Annotated in this window: 16 protein-coding genes, 1 tRNA gene and 1 other RNA gene; 2 read left to right on the top strand and 16 right to left on the bottom strand. The window is 40.2% G+C overall.

Going from position 1 to position 22,059, the window contains the following annotated elements:
• Positions 1-4: 4 nt before the first annotated feature.
• On the bottom strand, positions 5-727 hold the full coding sequence (locus tag VER_RS06770) for a class I SAM-dependent methyltransferase (protein WP_162100112.1): 723 nt from the start codon (positions 725-727) through the stop codon (positions 5-7).
• A 176-nt stretch (positions 728-903) separates the two neighbouring features.
• Here VER_RS06770 and VER_RS06765 point away from each other — a divergent pair, with 176 nt between their 5' ends.
• Together VER_RS06765 and VER_RS06760 are read left to right on the top strand one after the other, a co-directional pair.
• On the top strand, positions 904-1,323 hold the full coding sequence (locus VER_RS06765; RefSeq protein WP_162100097.1) for a helix-turn-helix domain-containing protein: 420 nt from the start codon (positions 904-906) through the stop codon (positions 1,321-1,323).
• A gap of 33 nt (positions 1,324-1,356) precedes the next feature.
• On the top strand, positions 1,357-2,220 hold the full coding sequence (locus VER_RS06760; RefSeq protein WP_162100096.1) for a type II toxin-antitoxin system PemK/MazF family toxin: 864 nt from the start codon (positions 1,357-1,359) through the stop codon (positions 2,218-2,220).
• Positions 2,221-2,480: 260 nt separating this feature from the next.
• Here VER_RS06760 and VER_RS06755 read toward each other — a convergent pair.
• From VER_RS06755 to aspS, 15 genes are all read right to left on the bottom strand, one after another.
• Positions 2,481-2,555 (bottom strand) — tRNA-Ile (locus tag VER_RS06755).
• A gap of 66 nt (positions 2,556-2,621) precedes the next feature.
• Positions 2,622-3,785 (bottom strand): RNA polymerase sigma factor RpoD, encoded by a 1,164-nt coding sequence (rpoD, locus tag VER_RS06750; RefSeq protein WP_162100095.1) that lies wholly within the window; start codon positions 3,783-3,785, stop codon positions 2,622-2,624.
• Positions 3,786-3,812: 27 nt separating this feature from the next.
• The gene (dnaG, locus tag VER_RS06745) at positions 3,813-5,582 is read right to left on the bottom strand and encodes a DNA primase (RefSeq protein WP_162100094.1); all 1,770 of its coding nucleotides are present in this window, start codon (positions 5,580-5,582) and stop codon (positions 3,813-3,815) included.
• 393 nt (positions 5,583-5,975) lie between these two features.
• The gene (gene rny, locus VER_RS06740) at positions 5,976-7,520 is read right to left on the bottom strand and encodes a ribonuclease Y (RefSeq protein ID WP_255494024.1); all 1,545 of its coding nucleotides are present in this window, start codon (positions 7,518-7,520) and stop codon (positions 5,976-5,978) included.
• A gap of 144 nt (positions 7,521-7,664) precedes the next feature.
• Entirely contained in the window at positions 7,665-8,171 is a 507-nt protein-coding gene (locus tag VER_RS06735; protein ID WP_238390169.1) for a regulatory protein RecX, read from the bottom strand.
• A gap of 65 nt (positions 8,172-8,236) precedes the next feature.
• Positions 8,237-9,268 (bottom strand): recombinase RecA, encoded by a 1,032-nt coding sequence (recA, locus tag VER_RS06730; RefSeq protein ID WP_162100093.1) that lies wholly within the window; start codon positions 9,266-9,268, stop codon positions 8,237-8,239.
• A 145-nt stretch (positions 9,269-9,413) separates the two neighbouring features.
• Entirely contained in the window at positions 9,414-10,658 is a 1,245-nt protein-coding gene (locus VER_RS06725; RefSeq protein WP_162100092.1) for a competence/damage-inducible protein A, read from the bottom strand.
• A 16-nt stretch (positions 10,659-10,674) separates the two neighbouring features.
• Positions 10,675-12,018, bottom strand: coding sequence for a 30S ribosomal protein S12 methylthiotransferase RimO (gene rimO / locus VER_RS06720; RefSeq protein ID WP_162100091.1), 1,344 nt, complete (start codon positions 12,016-12,018; stop codon positions 10,675-10,677).
• Entirely contained in the window at positions 12,018-13,058 is a 1,041-nt protein-coding gene (locus VER_RS06715; RefSeq protein ID WP_162100090.1) for an ABC transporter substrate-binding protein, read from the bottom strand. The genes rimO and VER_RS06715 overlap by 1 nt, the downstream gene beginning before the upstream one ends.
• A 27-nt stretch (positions 13,059-13,085) precedes the next feature.
• On the bottom strand, positions 13,086-15,053 hold the full coding sequence (locus VER_RS06710) for a YgiQ family radical SAM protein (protein ID WP_162100089.1): 1,968 nt from the start codon (positions 15,051-15,053) through the stop codon (positions 13,086-13,088).
• A gap of 39 nt (positions 15,054-15,092) precedes the next feature.
• Entirely contained in the window at positions 15,093-15,542 is a 450-nt protein-coding gene (locus tag VER_RS06705) for a helix-turn-helix transcriptional regulator (protein ID WP_162100088.1), read from the bottom strand.
• An 11-nt stretch (positions 15,543-15,553) separates the two neighbouring features.
• Positions 15,554-18,286 carry a DNA translocase FtsK gene (locus VER_RS06700; RefSeq protein ID WP_162100087.1) on the bottom strand — a complete coding sequence of 911 codons (2,733 nt, stop codon included), beginning with the start codon at positions 18,284-18,286 and terminating at the stop codon, positions 15,554-15,556.
• A gap of 79 nt (positions 18,287-18,365) precedes the next feature.
• On the bottom strand, positions 18,366-19,694 hold the full coding sequence (locus VER_RS06695; RefSeq protein WP_162100086.1) for a replication-associated recombination protein A: 1,329 nt from the start codon (positions 19,692-19,694) through the stop codon (positions 18,366-18,368).
• 193 nt (positions 19,695-19,887) lie between these two features.
• Positions 19,888-20,060, bottom strand: a non-coding RNA gene (gene ssrS / locus VER_RS06690) — 6S RNA.
• 201 nt (positions 20,061-20,261) lie between these two features.
• Entirely contained in the window at positions 20,262-22,058 is a 1,797-nt protein-coding gene (gene aspS, locus VER_RS06685; protein WP_162100085.1) for an aspartate--tRNA ligase, read from the bottom strand.
• Position 22,059 lies beyond the last annotated feature (1 nt).

Raw genomic sequence — 22,059 nt, 5'->3', positions numbered from 1 at the left:
TCACTCATAGTAAAGCCTCCAATTCCATAATCTCTTTCGTTAAAATTTTATATTTCTCCGTATTCGCTAACTCAGCCGACATGCTTTGTAAAGCGGTCTGACGTAAATGAATCAATCGCTCTATATATTTTGTCCACAAAGAAGGACGTTCCTGTGCCAGTAAAGCACCCACTGACCACAACAAGGAATCTGATGATAAATTAGCATATATATCTTGCCCACTTGACTCTATGTCACTTACATACTTAGAGAGCTGCTCCTCTTTAATCGCCAATAAGGCTTGGTATAATTTTCCCATGTCTTCAACTAAAATTTCTTTGACAATACTATAGCCTTTGTTAACTAAAAACTGGCGTAACTCGGCTTGTCCATTTTGTGGCTGTAACACATAGAAATCTAATAATTCGGGGCCTTCTGCAATAATATCGCGCATAAGAAAACCACCCATGCCACAAAGCACTGCCCCTTGCAGTTCGCCCGCCTTCGTAACCTGTAAGCCATCACCAAGACGACAATCAATCAAGGACTCCAATCCATTTGCTTTGATATAAGCCTTAGCCGACTCCAAAGGGCCTTTATGCACATCACCAGCAATAACGCGTTCTGCCCGATTACGTCGTATCAATTCTACAGCCAAATAGCCATGATCTGTACCAATATCCGCTATTGATGGGGCCTTAGGTATCAATGTAAAGACCGCTTCCAAGCGGTTCGTTAGAATTTTTATTATCACAAGTGCTCCTTTATATAATCACCTAGTAAATTATTAATCTGTGTTTATTGTAACATATTTATTAAATCCACCATATATTAACCACATTTTAAGTTTACTTTAAGTAAACTTAAATAGATTTAATTCACTTAATGTGATATTATAGAATTAACGAAAGGATGTGAATTCCTATGACTTTTGGTTCAATATTATTTCATTTAAGAACTTCACGGCAAATTACTCAAGCAGAACTTGCAGCACAACTAAATATATCTAAAAGTCTAATCAGTATGTATGAACGAAATCAAAGAAAACCCAGTTTTGATATACTAAAAAAAATCTCAATTTTTTTCAACATTGATATGAACACACTTCATGGAGTAAATAGTAACAATCAACCTCAAAATCTAAACACAAATAACTACGACATTCAAAGTAAAATACAATCACTATTAAACGACCTTAATGATAAAACTGCTATAAACTTTTATAACGGCGGTGTAATTATGGATGATGAAACAAAGGAATTACTGCGCATTTCACTTGAATCATCCATCAAACTTGCCCAAAGTCGTGCCAAACATCATCTAGACGGAAAAAATAGCCAATAAATATTTGTATTTTATAATCATTTAGAGGATTCTATGGATTTAAAAAATAAAAATAACCTTTACGCTCTAATAAATGCAATAAAAAATTTATCAAAAAGACAAGAATCATATCTAATAAACGAAACTCAATATAATCATCATAGAGCCGCTATTCTATATTATGGTATGAATGATACTTTATCAAAAATAAAAAATGAGCATATTTTTCATAAAAATAAGCAATTTACAGAATACAAACGTGGTATGATATTAAAAATAAATTTTGGTTTACCTGTTGGTTCGGAATTTGGTGGTGACCATTATGCCATAGTACTGAGAGATAGCAAACGAAATAATCCTTTAGTTTCTGTATTGCCACTTAAAAGCTTTAAAGGTAAATTTCATAATAGTGATATTATTTTTAATTCTGAAATATATGATGCTATAAAAGCACATCTCACTATCTTTAAATCGATAAAGCGTCATAAATTGAAAATTTTTCATAGAGATTTAAATGCCAATAACAAAAAAATTCAAACCCTTTTTCAATTAGCAAAGGAAGAAGGATTTGCCTATTCGGAAAAATCTTTTGATTTATTAAATGCTTTATTTTACGGAAGTGATAAATTACATAACCTCCTAGCTTTTAAAAGTTCTACGTTTAGACAACAACTTTCTTCAGACCTCAGTAAAATCGAAGAGTATATGCTAAATATAGAAAAACTAAATTTAGAATCCACTAAATTTAAATCTCAAAGCATTGGCATAATCTCTCAAGTTCGAACCATTAGTAAAATGAGAGTAAAGTTTTCAGCAACTATTTATGACCCCCTTTACGGTATAAAACTTTCCTCTAATACAATGAAAAACATAGATAAAAAACTAATTTCTTATTATACTACCACTAAAGTACATTAATTTGACTCTATATTCAGAATGCTGTACAATTAATACATAAGCGGTTCGCCCGCATTTACTAATTATAAAAAAGACATGTGGTTCAACTAACCACATGTCTTTTTTATACTCTCTAAATTAGGGTTATAGGACAAAATAAGAGGGGCGTATAGAACAGCATTAAAATCTATAATATTTTATATCAATTAGCCAATAGCTTTATAATCAAAAACCGCTTACACAACTTTCACGTTGTATAAGCGGTTTATTTTTGTAAAAATTGGTGGGCCCACCTGGGTTCGAACCAGGGACCGACCGGTTATGAGCCGGTTGCTCTACCCCTGAGCTATAGGCCCATAGGGAAATACCGTAGTATTCCACCAAGATATTATACACAAAATAACTTCTTGTCGTCAATGAAATTATAAGAAGTCTTTAATTTTATCACGTTTTCCACGATTACGTAACTTAGTTAGCGCTTTACCTTCAATTTGGCGAATACGTTCACGAGTAACGTTAAAATGCTGACCTACTTCTTCCAAAGTACGAGGCTTGCCATCTTTTAAACCAAAGCGCAATACTAATACTTGCTGTTCTCTTTCGGTTAAACAAGAGAATACATCTTCAATTTGTTCTTTCAACAAAATATAGCTCGCTGCATCATCTGGTGCAATGGCGTCCTGATCTTCAATGAAATCGCCTAAATGAGAGTCTTCTTCTTCCCCAATTGGTGTTTCTAAAGACACTGGTTCTTGTGCGATTTTTTGAATTTCACGAACACGTTCTACACTAATGCCCATACCTTCAGCAATTTCTTCTGGTAATGGTTCACGCCCTTTATCTTGCAATAATTGACGAGAAATACGAATCAATTTATTAATCGTTTCAACCATATGAACAGGAATACGAATCGTTCTTGCTTGGTCCGCAATCGCACGAGTAATAGCTTGCCGAATCCACCACGTAGCATAGGTCGAGAATTTATAACCTTTAGTATAGTCAAATTTATCAACAGCTTTAATAAGGCCTAAGTTACCTTCCTGAATCAAATCCAAGAATAACATACCACGCCCTACATAGCGTTTTGCAATACTAACTACCAAACGTAAGTTAGCGTCAATCAGTTTCTGTTTTGCTTTTTCACCAGCACGCATATCCTTATAAGAAGCATCCTCTTTAGCGCCAGCTTCAATCTGTTGCGCCAATAAAATTTCTTCATCAGCTGACAACAAAGGTACGCGACCGATTTCTTTCAAATACATGCGTACAGGGTCATCAATATTAACCCCTTCTGGAATGCTAAGGTCTAAACTAACCTCTTTTGCTTCCCGCACTTCATCATTTTCTTCTTCATCTTCAATAATATCATCGTCATCATCGGCCACTTCTACATCATCCGTGATAACATCAATATTACTCTTTTGTAAGACTTCATACATATCATCTAGCTGTTCTGCCGTAAGTTCCACTTCTTCGTGAAGAGCATCCGTAATTTCTTTACTGGTCAATGCCCCTGCTTTACGTCCTTTTGCTAGTAATTGTTCTATAATTTCTTCTAACCGCGATTTAGTTTGCTTCTTAGCCACAATGCTCTTCCTTTCCTTCATAGTTGATCAAGTCCATTCCTTGATTAATGTCTGCAAATCCTGACACATCTTCAATTCTTCAACAAACCGAGTATCCCCAGCCCGATTTAACTGATCTGCTAACACACTATGCGTTTTATATTGTTCTCGTAATGACTTCAAGCGCACTGCGCGTATATAGCCATCCAATTGTGCTTCATTAAATTCCGTTTCACCCATAACCATCAGGCGTCCGTAAGCACTTCTTTCTTCCTCAGTAAGGCTTTCCTCCAACGCTGTTGCTTGTAGCGACCCGGTCTTACTGAGAATGTCCCCTGCTTTTTTAAATAAAGCTTGATACAAAGGATTGGTTATATCCTCCAACGGCAAGTAAGCCTGCACTCGTTGCCATGCTAACGGATCCGTTAGCGCAATGGCTACCAGCTTATCTTCCTCACCAATTGTGCCGACAGAGGCGGTTGTACCCGCTGTCACTTTGGGCAGCGTAATATCGCCTTTGCCTAAATATTGCCTAAACATGCGATAAATTGTACTATTATCCATCCATAAAGGCAGTGCCAGCGCTTTTAGATAGTTCTCCCGTTCTATCTGATTACTGGTAGCACTAATTAACGGAAATACTTCTTCTAATATAGCCTCTTTACCATTCACCGTATTACTATCATGGCTAATCAAGGCACTATTTAAGTAAAATTCAAAAGGAGTCACCGCATTCGCCACCAACTCTAAAAAAGCTTCTGACCCATGGTTACGCACATAATCATCTGGATCCTTGCCATCGGGCATAGCCACCACACGCACTTTAAATTCTGTATCTTGTAATAGCTCAATAGCTCGACGCGCTGCAATCTGCCCGGCATTGTCCATATCATAGGCTAATACAACTTCCTCAGCTTGACGAATTAATAATCGTCCCTGATCTTTTGTATACGCCGTTCCTAACGACGCTACCACATTAGTAATACCTTGATTATGAGCACCTATAACATCCATATACCCTTCTACTAAAATGACCTGTTTTTTCTCCCGAATAGTTCGGTACGCTTTGTCAAAAGCAAAGAGCATATGACCCTTATTAAATAATTCATATTCTGGTGAGTTTAAATATTTTGGTTTGCTATCATCTAGCACGCGCCCACCAAAGGCAACAACTCTACCTTTCCCATCACAAATAGGAAACATGACGCGATTCCTGAAATAATCATATAATTTGCCAGCTTCATTCCTACGACATAAACCACTTTCAATCAACAGTTGGTCATCAATGCCCCGTTCGTGAAACGAGCGATACAGCTTATCCCAATTATTAGGAGCAAAGCCAAGCTGAAAGTGCTCTATAGTTTCTGCCGATAAACCACGGCCTTGTAAGTAAGCCAGCCCTGGTTTCCCCATTTCTGTTTTCGTCAAACAGTTGTGGAAAAAAGTCGCTGCTAACTCATTTACTTTATACAATTTGTCTCGGTGTTCTTTTCGCACTAATTCAGCCTTAGATAAGTTTCTTTCTGGCAATACTATACCAGCCCGATTGGCTAACTGTTCGAGTGCTTCTGGAAACGACACACCATTATACTTCATAAGAAAACTGATTGCATTACCAGTTTCACGACATCCGAAGCAATAAAAAAAGCCCTTTTCTGGGTTTACACTAAAAGAAGGGGTCTTTTCATTATGAAAGGGACAACAGCCCCAATAATTCCTACCCATCTTCTTCAGCGTCATATGCTCAGAAATCACTGACACAATATCATTTGCGTCTTTTATTTGTTCAATTAATTCTGCATCAAAGTGTCTACTCATCTCTTCACATCCCATAATAAACTTCTCTGCTTATATATTTCTACAAAGGATATTATTTCTCCTGCTATGTCAAGAAGATTTTTTTCAATATCTCTATTTTTAATCTGCAAATTTTTTATGCTAATTTTGCAATAATAGGGAAATCGGCACTATTTTTGATTATCTGCAATTATTATTCACACGGAAATCTATTGTACTTCTTTTTACTAGTAAATTGCAAGATATAAAAAAAGACTACAATTGTCCATCTCCTTATGACGTTACACAAAGGGTTTCCAATTGTAGTCTTTAAGTGACTAGCTGTATTTAGTTCATCTATATATCACATAAGATATATAGGCTACGTCTAATCTGTATCATGCCTAATAGCTACTTGTATAGAAACGGCAACTACTATTTAGCATAATCTACGACTCTAGTTTCACGAATGATTACTACTTTAATCTGACCTGGATATTCCAATTCAGACTCAATGCGTTTAACCATATCGCGTACTAATAAGGTAGCTTCTGCTTCATCCACTTTATCAGGTTTAACCATTACGCGGATTTCGCGACCTGCTTGAATAGCAAAACATTTTTCAACACCATCAAAGGACTCGGCAATTTCCTCTAATTTAGTCAAACGTTTTAAGTAATTTTCAAGCGTTTCACGACGTGCCCCTGGGCGAGCTGCTGAAATAGCATCAGCGGCTGCCACCAAGACAGCTTCAACAGATTTAAATTCTTCATCACCATGATGCGCGCCAATACAGTTCTGTACCAATACGCTTTCATGGTATTTCTTAGCTACATCCACACCAATTTGTACGTGGGAGCCTTCCATTTCATGGTCAAGGGCTTTCCCTAAGTCATGAAGTAAACCACCGCGTTTAGCTAAGGTTACATCACAACCTAATTCCGCTGCCATCATACCCGCTAAATGAGCTACTTCAATGGAGTGTTTCAACACGTTTTGACCATAGCTTGTGCGGTATTTCAAACGACCTAAAATACGTATGATTTCAGGATGTAAGCCATGTACATCGGCTTCAAAGGTAGCTTGTTCACCAGCATCTTTAATAACTTGGTCAACCTCTTTACGAGCTTTACCAACCATTTCTTCAATGCGGGCTGGGTGAATACGACCATCCACAATTAATTTTTCAAGCGCAATACGCGCTACCTCACGACGAATTGGATCAAATCCAGAGAGGATAACTGCTTCAGGGGTATCATCAATGATAAGATCTATACCTGTTAAGGTTTCTAGGGCACGAATATTACGGCCTTCACGACCGATAATTCGCCCTTTCATTTCATCATTTGGAAGAGCTACTACGGATACCGTAGACTCTGCAACATGGTCAGCAGCACAACGCTGAATAGCGGCTGCAATGATTTCGCGGGCATTCTTTTCCGCGTCTTCCTTCGCCTGTTGTTCTAAATCTTTTACAAGAACCGCCGTTTCATGACGAATCTCTTGTTCTACATTCGAAAGTAAAATTCCTTTTGCTTCCTCAAATGTCATGCCAGAAATACGTTCTAATTCTGCCATCTGTTGATCGTACAATGCTTCTGTACGTTCTTTTAAAGCTTTTGCTTCTTGTTCTTTACGATGCAACGCATCTTCTTTCTTTTCTAATGATTCTAATTTACCATCAAGATGTTCTTCTTTTTGAAGAATACGTCGTTCTAAACGTTGTAATTCGTTGCGTCGATCTCGGTTTTCTTTTTCTGCTTCACCACGAAGTTTATGAATTTCTTCCTTAGCTTCTACTAAGGCTTCTTTTTTCTTTGACTCAGCAACACGTTCTGCATCGGCAACAATGCGTGCTGCTTCTATCTCAGCTTGATTCAGTTTACCTTCAGCAATGTTTTTACGCATCATGTAACCCACACCAAGACCGATGAGCACCATTACAACTGCAATAATGCTATACTCTAAAATAAGATTCACCTCCTCATATAAAAGTAAGAAGCCCACCTAGGCTTCTCCCAGATTGCCGTCTATTTCATATACATTTGAAAATTGCCCACTACTGTGAGACTACTATAATTGTAGTCGGTCAAGAAAAGACTGTCAAGAAAAACTCTATATAGACTATTCATAGTGAGCTACTTGTTCACAAATATTTCGGATAGTACTTAAACTAAATCCTCGATTTTTCAGAAAATTTATTACTTTTTTCTGATTTAGCCGTTCTTCTGTAGGCCAAGCCTCTTCATACCAAGTTATTTCACCCAAAGCCGATGCCCCTAAAAAATGCCGTATTATAAGCTTTAAAGCTGGTTCATATTCGTTATATTGACTCAATTCACTTCCCACGGCTAGGCCTCTTTGAAACATCTTATTACGAATGTATTGCACGCTATATTTAGCTTCTGCCATATAAAATTGTAATACATCATGAGCTAGCCGTTCATCATTAATATAATCTAGCTCTTCTAATCGTCCTAAGACAGTATCGATTAAATCCCGCGGGGCTCCTTTGCGTTGCAATTTTTGGGTTAACTCTAATCGGCTCAAAAAACGAGGCGCCAAGAAGCGCATAGCTTGGTCCATCACTGTCATTTCAGTGTATTCTGTAATACTCTTTTTAAATGCCATGTATGCGCTACCTTTCCGCCATAACTATAGGTTTACTGCTAATTACAAAATGTATATTGTAGGGTTTATTCCTCTGGTTGTTCTTCCCCTACTACATCAAAGGATTCTGGTTCTGCCATTAATGTATCACGCACAATCTTGTCGATTTCTTGCGCAATTTCAGGATGATTACGTAAGTAATCTTTAGCCGCTTCCTTACCTTGCCCCATTCGTTCATCATTGTAAGAGTACCAAGCACCCGATTTTTTAATGATTTCCATGTTTGTACCAATATCAATCAAAGTACCTTCATAAGATACGCCTGTACCATACATTAAATCAAATTCAGCTGTTTTAAAAGGAGGTGCTACCTTATTTTTAACAACTTTAACTTTAGTACGACTACCTACATTTTCATTATTTTGCTTAATAACTTCTCCTTTACGCACATCAAGGCGAATGGTAGAGTAGAATTTCAAGGCACGACCACCAGTAGTCGTTTCAGGGTTACCAAACATGATGCCTACTTTTTCACGCAACTGGTTGATAAATACTACAACGGTGCGAGATTTACTAATAATCCCTGTTAACTTACGAAGGGCCTTACTCATCAAACGAGCTTGCAAGCCTACGTGGGCATCGCCCATTTCACCTTCAATTTCAGCCTTTGGCACTAACGCTGCCACGGAGTCAACAACGATAATATCCACAGCACCACTTCGTACCAAGGATTCTGTAATTTCAAGAGCTTGTTCCCCATTATCTGGCTGAGAAACTAATAAATTATTAATATCTACCCCTAAATGGCGAGCATATACAGGATCAAGCGCATGTTCCGCATCAATAAAAGCAGCAATACCGCCACCTTTTTGTGCTTCCGCAATGGCATGTAACGCAACGGTTGTCTTACCAGATGACTCAGGGCCATAAATTTCGATAACACGACCACGAGGGAAACCACCTACGCCAACAGCTAAATCGATAGCTAAGCAACCTGTAGAAATAACTTCTACATTCATGCGGTCCGTAATATCGCCAAGGCGCATAATGGCCCCTTTACCATAATCTTTTTCTATTTTTTTCAACGCATTATCTAAGGCTTGTTCTCTACCGTCCATAATTCATCCTTTCTTGACCTATGCGGTCTTTCACTTATATAAATATATTTATATCTATATTAACAGATTTATTTAAAAGTTCATTTAAATAATCTATTTAAAACTTTAAAACCCTAAAAAGCTGTTTCTATGAAGCACTTTAGGTCTAAGCTTTGCCTGTTATCGCTTGATATAAGAAATATAAGGCCCGTTCTGCCGTACTTTCACGAATGCTATCACGGTCACCGATAAATTCATTCTTATAAGCCACAGTTCCTTTTGGCCCAGCAATACCAATATACACTAAACCTACTGGTTTTGTAGGCGTCGCTCCACCAGGCCCTGCAATGCCCGTAGTCGATACACCATAAGTGGTACCTAACAATTTACGAGTACCCTTAGCCATAGATTTAGCTACTTCTTCGCTAACGGCGCCAAATTCATCGAGTTCTGCTTGTGGCACGCCCAGTACATGATGTTTTACCTCATTGGAATAGGATATAACACCACCTTGTACATAAGCACTACTACCAGGTAGTTCGGTTAACCGCTTGCCTACCAAGCCGCCCGTACAAGATTCTGCTGTGGCTACGGTAGCACCCGCTTGTAAGAGAGCTTCTGTTACAAGTTCTAACATTGACTTTTCTAAGCGACGTCCTAAAGCATCCCCTAAGCGTTCTTTAAGGATTCCATCCCAAGGTGCTAATAGGTTTTCCGCTTCAGCCGTAGTAGCAGCACTCGCTGTAATGCGCAATTCTATATAACCATTTTTAATTAAGAATGCAATGGTTGGATTATGCTGTGCTTTTACTAAATCCATCAGCGCCGCTTCCAAGGCAAGCTCACGCATGCCATATACAGCATATCGGTGAGATAATACTACGCCTTGACCACCAAAGTGAGTATCTAAATAGGGGCGTACTGACTCATCAAAAACCGCTTTCATTTCAGCGGGTGGACCAGGCAACAAAATAAAGGTCGTCTGTCCTGACTGTACAGCCACGCCAGGGGCTACACCCCTACTATTCGCTAAGGCTACACTATGGAGAGGCAATAACATTTCACGACGACTAGGTTCAGGCATATCCCAGCCCTTCTGTTCAAAGAAGTTTTTTACTAGTCGTTCTGCCTCTAGGTTAAGTTCTAATTCAAGCCCTAGAGCTTTCGCTAACACAGGGCGCGTAATATCCCCTTGCGTAGGTCCTAGGCCACCTGTACAGATAACCAAATCAGCCCGCTCAGCAGCCGCCTTAAAGCAGGCTTCCATACGAGCTGGATTATCCCCTATGGTCGTTTGAAACGCTACGGTATACCCTAATTTATTAAGCTCTCTTGCTAACCACGCTACATTTGTATTAATTGTATCGCCTAATAATAGTTCAGAACCTGTGGAAATCAACTCTACAATCATACTTAGCCTCGATTCTTTATTTGCGAACTTCTGCTACCACATCATAAGCAAACCCTTGTACCACCGTAACCGGTACAATATCACCAACAGCGAGTCCTTCACAATCTTCAATATACATATTCCCATCTACATCAGGAGCTTGACATTCTAAACGGCCCTTAGCTAATAAACGACCCTGCTCATCTTCAGTAATTTCTTCAATAATAGCTTCGTGAGCGGTTCCTTCTAAATTGCGATTATTATCTTCTGAAATAGCCGCCTGAATGGCCATTAAGGTATGATAGCGTTCTTCTTTTACCTCTTCAGGCACTTGATCTGTCATAGCACCAGCAGGGGTCCCCTCTTCTTGCGAATAAGTAAATACGCCCATATTATCAAAAGCTACGTCTTTAACAAATTCACAAAGTTCTTCAAATTGTTCATCTGTTTCACCAGGGAAACCTACAATTAAAGAAGTCCGTAACGTTACATGACTCGCCTTACTGCGAACATTAGTCAATAATTTTACAATGTCTGCTTTACGATCCTTACGATTCATACGACGCAATATATCATCATTAATATGTTGTAATGGCAAATCAATGTAATTACAAATTTTAGGTTCACGAACGATAAGATCTAACAACTCATCAGTGAAGTATTTAGGATATAAATACAATAAGCGATACCATTGAATTCCAGCTACTTTTACAAGAGCTTCTAACAATTCAACAAGCATAGGCTTCCCATTGTTTAAATCAGCACCATAACTCGTCGTATCTTGGGCAATAAGATTAATTTCTTTAACCCCCATAGCGGCTAAGCGCTCCACTTCTTCTACAATGGACTCAATACTGCGACTACGATAAGCACCGCGCACTTTAGGGATAATACAGAATGTGCACCCATTGTCGCAACCTTCCGCAATCTTTACATAGGCGCTATACGTTGGCGTAGTTTGCATACGTGGCATCCGTTCATTGTAAATATTCGTAATGGAATCCATAATACAAATACGTTTGCCTTCGTCAATAGCCTCAATCGCTTCCATAATGCGATTCCAAGAACCAGTACCAATTAATGCATCAATTTCAGGAATTTCAGCAAATAATTCTTCTTGGTACTGTTGGCTTAAACAGCCCGCTACAATCAAACCGCGACAAGCACCAAATTGTTTAAGCTCACTCATTTCAAGAATGGTATTAACGGACTCCTGTTTAGCTTTTTCAATAAACGTACAGGTGTTCACAATAATAATTTCAGCCTCATCTAAAGCCTCTGTAATCTCGTAACCATTATCTTTTAAAGTACCTAACATAATCTCAGTGTCTACTAAGTTTTTAGCACAACCTAAGCTTACATAGCCTAACTTTTTACTCATTATATATCCTTTCTAAAACGCACTTGACTAATCCATTTATTCAACAATACTTTTTTGCCATCTTCAGTGTAACCACCAACCGTATTCCACAATACTAATTCGCGCCCTAATGAATCAACAGGCTTTGGTAATTCTGGATTGGTATACACATAATAAAAACCATTATCTTCCAATAATTGCGCTACTTGTTTTGATAATAACCATTTCACCAAACGAGTGGCTTCTTCTTCATTGCTAACACTTTGCAACATACCTACCCCCGTTAAATAATAAGGGGTCCCATCAGCAGGGAAAATAATTTTTACTGGGTATTTATGATTGGCATATTGCAAACCATCTGAATAATTACCAATACCCAAATCCGTTTCCCCTAAAGCAGCCAATCGAACAGGGGTAGCCAAAAACTTAGCATACTGTACTACATGAGGTTTAAGCTCTACAAAATATTGTAAGCCTTTTTCTTCCCCATCCATTTCTACAAAACTATACAGAATATTGGCGGCACTACGAGAAGCCACAAAGTCCGTCATGATAACAGCCCAATCACCAGGCAATACTAAGGACTGCCAAGCTGTTACATAGCGCCCCATGCGGTTATAAAAAGCTTCGCTTTGTGCAAAAATAACAGGATCATACCAAGTTCCCACCCATAGAGCATCGTTATTCTTAAACCGATCTGAAATTTCATCAACCCCTTCGGTAAGAACTGGTTTTAATTGATGATATTTTACACCAATATCTAAATTATCCCGCGTAGTTAAGACTAAATCGCCCTTTTGATCAGATACGGGCAACGTCATACGGGTAACCATTTGTTCCTCTGTAAGCGGTAACATGTGCAAACGCACGTGATATTGCATTTCATATTGTTGGGCCAATAAGGTTGTCAAATTCGTAGGCAAATCGGAATACATTGTCAATTCTGCCTTAACGGGAATCGCTGCCCGTTCTTTTTGCTTATTCTGTTCAATATGCGCCCCAATGCCAAAGACAATGAGTACAAAAACAATGAGTAACGCAATGGGCCAAAATCGTTTCATCCGTTTACCTGCCTCCATTATGACACATTAAGGACGTTGTTTTCTAGTAAAATTCCGCTGTTTCGTCCCTTTACTTATACTAATTTCGCCACGGCCGTTCGTCTTTGCCTTACCACGCGAACGCCCTATCGTACTTCGAGTTTCACTCTTATATCTGCCTTTACCAGAGCCTTGTGTATTCGGTTTCCCCTTAGCCATACTTTTTATTGGTCTTGGTGGAATCAAACACTGTGGTCCAAAACCAATCAAATCAGTCCGTCCCGCTTTAGTCAGCGCTTCATGGACCAATTTATAATTATCAGGATTCTTATATTGCATTAACGCCCGCTGCATCGCTTTATCACGGCCATTTTTAGCTACATACACCGCTTCGCCAGTCAGGGGATGAATGCCCGTATAATACATGGCGGTAGACAAGCTACCTGGGGTAGGAATAAAGTCTTGCACCTGTTCTGGCGTCATACCTTGGTCTCGTAAAAATTCAGCCAATTCAATCGCATCATTCAAGGTACATCCAGGATGAGAACTCATAAAATAAGGCACTAAGAATTGTTTTTTCCCCAACTGTTTATTTGCTGTATCAAACCAATCCTTAAATTTAAGAAAGGTCGCTTTATCCGCCTTTCCCATAATCTCCGTTACCCGTTCAGATACATGCTCTGGTGCCACCTTTAACTGGCCACTTACATGATGTTCACATAATTCTTTGACAAACTGTCGATTATTATCTTCTAATACATAATCATATCGCAAACCAGAACGCACAAATACTTTCTTTACGCCTTTTAGCTTGCGCAATTTGCGCAATAAAGTTAAATAGTCATCATGGCTCGTATCTAAACACTCACAAGCATGAGGGGCCGCACAATTTTTACCAGGGCACGCACCTAATGTGCTTTGTTTCGCACAGGCTGGATGACGGAAATTAGCGGTAGGTCCGCCTACATCATGAATATATCCTTTAAAATCAGGCATAGCAATCATCCGCTCAGCTTCCCCAATCAAAGATTCATGACTCCGGTTCTGAATAATACGCCCTTGATGACTCGTAATGGCGCAGAAAGAACAACTACCAAAACAACCGCGATGACTAACTAAGCTAAATTGTACTTCCCGTAAAGCGGGCACCCCACCTTTAGCATCGTAACGAGGATGCCAACGGCGCGAAAACGGTAAATTATACACTTCATCCATTTCCGTTTGTGTTAATGGCAAGGCTGGACTGTTTTGCACCACATAGCGATCCCCGTGGCGCTGTACCACCGTTTTACCAATAAAGGGATCTTGCTCTAAGTATTGTTGGCGAAACGCTTCAGCAAACTGTACTTTATCTTTTTTAACCGTTTCATAGGCTGGACATTCTACAACCTTACCTGCTGGTATATCTTTGGCCATATAGCAAATACCTTTAATGTCTGGCAAAGCCTCTATTAATCGTTCTTCATCTAGGGCCTTAGCAATTTCTAAAATCTGCTTCTCACCCATACCATAAATCAATACATCCGCTTTACTATCAGTCAAAATAGAGCGGCGCACCGTATCAGACCAGTAGTCATAATGAGCAAAGCGACGCAGGCTCGCCTCAATCCCGCCAATCACCACTGGCACATCACGGTATGCTTCACGCATGCGATTCGCATATACTAAAGTGGCACGATCAGGACGATGACCACTTTCACCACCTGGTGAATAATCATCATTGTGGCGATATTTCTTAGCAGCCGTGAATTTGTTTAACATAGAATCTAAATTGCCAGCCGTCACAAGTGATGCCAAACGGGGCTTCCCCAATACTTTAAAAGCCTCTACATCGTTCCAATCAGGCTGTGCAATGAGCCCCACTCGATAGCCATGGTGCTCTAATAATCGGCCAATCACACTACCAGCAAATGACGGATGATCTACATAGGCATCACCCGTTACGAGTACAAAATCAAGCTCTGCCCAACCTCGTGCCTCCATCTCTGCCCGTTCCGTAATTAAAAAGTCGCTCACTACACATATCTCCTTGATTTAACTATAACCAACTTAGATTTATACAAAAAATAACCAACCTAAAAATACAATAATACAAATTGAAATAACCCCTACAGCTAACCGTTCTTGAGCTAATGTTTTTTGCCGGCGTTGTTGCCTAGACGTATAGCTTAAACGTTTTGACCGTGGTACTACTTTATCTACTTCACGCTCCACCTCTTCATGGGGTGCTAATTTGCGTGGTTTCATGCGCCTTAACGGTACTCCCAACGGTTCACCAATAAGGCTTTTATAACGGTCAACCATGCGATGCCGTTCAAGGCCCAGCAAATCTGCATAATTGCCTATAAAGCCCTTCACATATACATCGCCAGGAATAATTTTATAATTATCCTCTTCAATAGCTTCTAAATAAGCGGCTCGTATGTGAAGCACCTGTTCAATATCTTTAATGGTCAATCCACGGCGATTACGTTCGCGCCGTAGCTCTTCCCCAATGGTTGACAAGGTCTACCTCCTTATTTTGAAAAATACTTAGCTTTAGCCTCTTCCATGGTCATCAATACATCCCTTGGCTTACTGCCGTTAGCAGACCCAATAATGTGCTTTTCTTCCATCGTATCAATTAAACGGGCCGCTCTTGAATAGCCGATTCTAAAACGGCGTTGGAGCATCGACGTAGACCCTTGACCTACCGTAATAACAAGCTCTACAGCTCGTTCCAATAGTTCATCTTGTTCTTCCGAAGCCTGCTCGGCTTCTTCAGCGGTTTCATGTTCCACTTCTTCTACAATGGTTTCATCATAGTCTGGCCGTCCTTGTTGCTTAACAAACGCCACTAACTCTTCTACTTCTTCATCCGAAATAAAGGCCCCTTGAATACGAATTGGCTTATTAGCGCCAATTGGATTGAATAGCATATCCCCTTTACCGAGGAGTTTTTCTGCCCCTGCCATATCAAGAATGGTACGCGAATCAATCTGTGTTGCTACCGCAAAGGAAATACGGCTTGGTACATTGGCCTTAATCGTCCCCGTAATGACATTAACCGATGGGCGCTGCGTAGCTAATACCATATGAATCCCCGCTGCACGAGCTTTTGCGGCCAAACGATTAATCGCTTCTTCCACATCAGGAGCGGTCATCATTAAGTCAGCCAACTCATCAATAATAATCAAAATAAGTGGCATTGCTTTATCCGGGTAGCGTTCATTAAAACCGCTAATATTACGCACACCATTTTCCGACATTGCTAAGTAACGCGCTTCCATTTCCCGAACAGCCCAGCGCAATACAGCCGCCGCTTTTTTCATATCGGTTACAACAGGAACCTTCAAATGAGGAATCCCATTATACACGGATAATTCCACCATTTTAGGGTCTACTAAAATAAGCTGTACTTCACTTGGTTTGCGACTAAATAAGATACTAGAAATTAAAGTATTGACACAGACGGATTTACCAGAACCTGTGGAGCCAGCTACCAATAAATGAGGCATTTTAGCTAGGTCCGTAATAACTGCTTCCCCAGCAATATCTTTACCAAGCCCTACAGGTATACCGCCACGAGCTTTTTGGAATTTTTCTGCTTCTAATACATCCCGTAAATGGACGGCCGTTACATTTTTGTTTGGTACTTCAATCCCTATGGCTGATTTACCTGGAATTGGTGCTTCAATTCGAATATCAATGGCGGCCAACGCCATTTTTAAATCGTCAGATAGATTTAAAATGCGACTTACTTTCGTCCCTGGCGCTGGTTCTAATTCATAACGGGTAACCGTTGGCCCTTGCGTGGCATTAACTACATGAGCCGTAACGCCAAAACTCTTTAGAGTTTCCTCTAATATGGTAACATTATGCGTTACTTCCTGCCCCGTCACTGGATTCACAGTTCCCTTAGATAACATAGTTAAAGATGGGAAGCGATATGGCAACTCAATGCGTCGTGGCTTAGGCGCACCACCTACAGTTACCGCTACGGCAGCCGTATCTTCCTCAGTTCCCTCCATAGTTGGCACCGCTTGCATAGGTGCTAAACTGGCCGTATTCGAGGCTACTGGCGCAGCCAAGGTATTGGCTGCACTATAGGAAGACGTTTCAGCCGGACTAGTTTCCACAGCCAGTTCTTCTGCCAAAGTCGCCGTATCTGGAGTAGCTTCCGCCGCAGGTACTGATGTACTAGCCATCGTATTTGCTTCCGTAGCCATGGCAGAACTAGTTACGTATTCTGAAGAAGCAGAAAACGCTGAAGAAACTAAATGTGAAGTCGTAAAATCTTCCGTACGACCTACACGACCTTGCAAAAATGGCGGTGCTTCTAACTCTTCCTCGTCATCCTCCTCATAATTAGCGGTATAGTCATGTCCTTTAGCAGCTAATACTTCTTTAATTTGATTAGAATCTACTGATGATTCAATAGGCTCACTTACCTCAGCCGATTCAGCCTCCATTAAAGCCCTTGCTTCCGCCTTAGCTTCCGCTGATACTTGCGCTGCATTGGCAATAGCTTCAGCCGCTGCACTTTTAGTAAAGCGTTCATCTTTTTCCTGATTATACGCTCGGCGTTTTTCTGCTTGTTGTTCTTTCCATTCCGTATAGCGCTCTTTAGCTTGATGAACCGTTTCTTCGGTAATATTGCGAGCAATTTCTAAGCCTGCATCTGTTTTTTCTTTGGCTTTATGTAAGCCCGTGCGCAACGAAATTTGATAAATCAATAATAGAAGCCCTAAAATAACAACAACTGCTACTACAATAGCCCCTACATTGCCTAGCAGGGTTCGTAATAACACAGCAATTAAGCCACCTACAACGCCCCCTTGAGTAGCAATTTTAGTAGTTAGTAACTCTTGCCCTGAATCAGCCAATAATAAAGTAACTAGGGCAATTCCAAACATGTAAACTAAGCTAAGTAATACGCCTCGTTTACTGAAACTAAAGCCTTCATCAGCGTATAAAATACGCCATCCTACATACCCTACATATAGACAGGGAATAAGACCACCAAAACCAAAACCATATTTAAATATACCAGCAATTACATCGACCACGGTGCCCGATGTAATATTAAACATACCTAAAAAAGCAACAACAGCAAATAGCATCGTAAAAAGTCCTCGTACTTCTTTACGAATTTTAGGAGCCTTATTAGCTGTTGCCTCTTTTTTTGTTGTTCGTGACGAGGTTGTAGTCTTGCGCTTCGTCGTTGTTTTACGAGGCGCCGCCTTCGCTCGTTCCTTTTGTTCCGCCATAATCTATGTGTACACCTCAACCTTGCAATCAAATGTTATTAAAATAAATACCTTAGCATTTTATTATACCACACTTCGACTACTTTTTAGAAGTTTTACCGCCTGTACGTTCGCTCCAAAGTGTTAATAATTCTTTCTCACGACCACGCGCAATGCCTTCATAGTATATACGGTCTTTTAAGGCTGTTGGCAAATACTGCTGCTTCACATAACCATTAGGATAATCATTAGGATAATCATGAGCATATTTATAAGTCACCCCATGGCCCAATTTACCAGCTCCACTATAATGAGCATCTCGCAAATGAGCTGGCACTTCCCCATGTTCGTAGTGCCGTACATCATTAGTGGCTGCAGCAATCGCCATGTACGCACTATTGCTCTTAGGCGCTAAGGCTACATACAACACGGCCTCTGACAATATAATTTGTGCTTCTGGAAAACCTACTAAATGGGCTGCTTGAGCGGCCGCATTAGCCACTACCAATGCTTGTGGATCTGCTAAGCCCACATCTTCAGCCGCACAAATCACAATACGACGCGCTATAAAATTAGGATCTTCCCCCGCTTCAATCATCCGTGCTAAATAATAGACGGCTGCTTGTGGATCAGAGCCACGCATACTTTTAATAAACGCTGAAATGGTATCGTAGTGATTATCCCCTTTTTTGTCATAACTATAAATTCGCCGACCTACGACACGCTCCAATATATCTAACGTAAGTGTCCCCCCTGGTTCTAACATAGCACTAGCTTGTTCCAATATATTAAGTGCCATCCGGGCATCACCATTGACAAAAAGACCTACTTCTCGTAACACTTCAGAAGTCGCTATAATGTGTTGTTTCCCTAAACCATGTTCTTCATCTGTTAAGGCTCGTTGCAACACCTTCACAACAGCCTCTGGAGTCAAGGTTTCTAAGGTAATCAAACGGAGCCGTGATAATAAAGGGCGATTCACTTCAAAAAAAGGATTTTCCGTTGTAGCACCAATCAAGATAATCGTACCGTCTTCTACGCAAGGCAATAACACATCTTGTTGACTCTTGTTGAACCGATGAATTTCATCGAGAAATAAAATTGTGCGCTGTTGTAAATTCTGTATTGTCTTACGCGCCGTATCAATAATGGCTCTCAGCTCGCCAATCCCTGCATTCGTAGCATTCAATACGACAAATTGACTATGTGTCATAGCCGCAATAATCCCCGCTAAGGTTGTCTTCCCCGTCCCCGAAGGACCATAAAACAATAAAGAAGGAATTGTATCTTTTTCAATCATGGCACGTAAAAAGCTACCTTTCCCTACGGCTTTTTCTTGTCCATAAAAATGATCTAATGAAGTAGGTCTAAGACGGACTGCGAGTGGTTCAAAGCGCTTCGGCTCATATTCAGCAAATAAACTATCCATGGTCAAACTCTCCTTCTATCCCAGCAAACTATATTTTTAACAACTACATCTATATTAGTTATATTTTAACTCTAGGTAAGCTATATTCTGTAAGCTACCTCTCCATACACTATAGCTCAATAAACTATATGTCTTTGCTTCTATTATACTCTAATTTTGCATAAAAAAAATAAACCGCCCTAAGGCGGCTTATAAGAGCCCCACCATGCCGTATATGTACCGTGTTTTGATCCTGCGATAGCAGGTGGGTGCCCTCCTTGTAATCTTACTGTCCTTTGCAGGCATAGCGCCATTACAAGAGTCCAGGCTCCCGATGTAATAATGTTGGCTCAAAACTGCGATACCACACGCACACAGCAGGGGTGTTTCTTTACTACTATATTAACAAAATCAGTCGTTTATTTCAAGGTCTTGAAACAAACGACTGATATAGATTTAGCATATATCAAAGGCTGGTAGACCTAAAAGTACTAGCCTAGAAGTCTAACTTCTAAGTGTAGCCTAGCAATCTAGCCTATAGGGCCAAGACCTTATTACTACTTTAAGGGTCACACCTGCCTACTAAGATTATACTAATTTTTCTTTTTCTGTATTTGTTTTAATATGCAATTCGCGAAGTTGTTTTGGAGCTACCGTAGATGGAGCTTGACTCATAAGGTCAGCAGCACTCTGCGTTTTAGGGAATGCAATTACGTCGCGGATAGACTGACGTTTCGCCATAAGCATTACTAAACGATCAAGGCCAAAAGCACAACCGCCATGCGGAGGTGCCCCAAATTGGAACGCATCCAACATGAAACCGAATTTGCTACGGCTTTCTTCTTCCGTAAGACCAATTGCTTTAAATACTTTTTCTTGTACGTCAGATTGATAAATACGAAGGCTACCGCCACCAATTTCAACGCCATTTAATACCATGTCATAGGCAATGGCTTTAACAGCTGCTGGATTGGACTCTAATTTATCCATATCTTCTTCACGAGGCGATGTGAATGGATGATGCATCGCTACATAGCGTTTTTCTTCTTCATCATACTCAAACATAGGGAAGTCGGTTACCCAAGTAAAGGCTAATTTATCTTCATCAATAAGGTTCATACGGCGACCCATTTCAAGGCGAAGTTCGCCTAAGGCTTTCGCTACAACCGCTGGTTTATCAGCAATCATAAGCACCAAGTCACCTGGTTTAGCGGCCATTTTTTCACCAATCGCACGAATTGTATCTTCCCCTAAGAACTTCATAATCTGGGATTTAATTGTCCCATCTTCGTTGAAGCAAGCCCAAGCAAGACCTTTAGCCCCATATTGGTTTACATAAGTTACTAAATCATCCAATTCACGACGTGGAATCCCTGCATCGCCAGGTACTACAATCCCTTTTACAACGCCACCATTGTCGATAACCGAACGGAATACTTTAAATTCAGTAGTTCGTACTAAATCAGTAACATCGGTAAATTCCATGCCAAAGCGTAAATCTGGTTTATCAGAACCATATTTATCCATAGCTTCGTCCCAAGTGATACGAGGCATTGGTACTGGCACATCAATATCCATAGCTACTTTAAAGACATGTTTAATTAAGCCTTCTAAGGTAGCTAAAATTTGTTCCTGATCGATAAAGCTCATTTCTAAGTCAAGCTGCGTAAATTCAGGTTGACGGTCTGCACGCAAATCTTCATCACGGAAGCAACGAGCAATTTGGAAATATTTTTCATAACCAGCTACCATCAAGATTTGTTTAAAAATCTGTGGAGACTGTGGCAACGCATAGAAAGTACCTGCATTAACACGGGACGGTACTAAATAGTCACGTGCCCCTTCTGGTGTGCTCTTAGTAAGCATTGGGGTTTCGATTTCAAGAAAATCACGAGAATCGAGGAAGTCACGCATTGCTTTAGTTACACGGTGACGCAAAATTAAATTGCGTTGCATTTCAGGACGGCGAAGGTCCAAATAACGGTATTTTAAACGAATGTTTTCATCTACATCAATATTATCTTGAATATAGAATGGTGGTGTTTTGGATGCATTTAATACACGAAGCTCTTCGCAATACATTTCATAACGACCAGTTGCTAAATTTGGATTGATAGCGTCTGCATCGCGTTCAGTAATTTTACCACGCACGCAAAGTACATATTCACTACGTACATCTTCTGCTTTGTGGAATGATTCTAAATTATGATCTGGTGATGCTACAATCTGGACTACCCCAGAGCGGTCACGCAAATCAATAAAGATTAACCCGCCATGGTCACGACGGCGTTCTACCCAACCACAAAGAACAACCTCCTTACCTACTTGTTCTTCGCTGATAGTACCGCAACCATGGGTACGGTGCAATCCCTTCATTGTTTCCATT

The organism is Veillonella sp. R32, from assembly GCF_010093125.1.
GTDB lineage: Bacteria > Bacillota > Negativicutes > Veillonellales > Veillonellaceae > Veillonella_A.
Note: the sequence above shows the minus strand (reverse complement) of the source record. Positions and strands in the feature narration are given on the sequence as shown.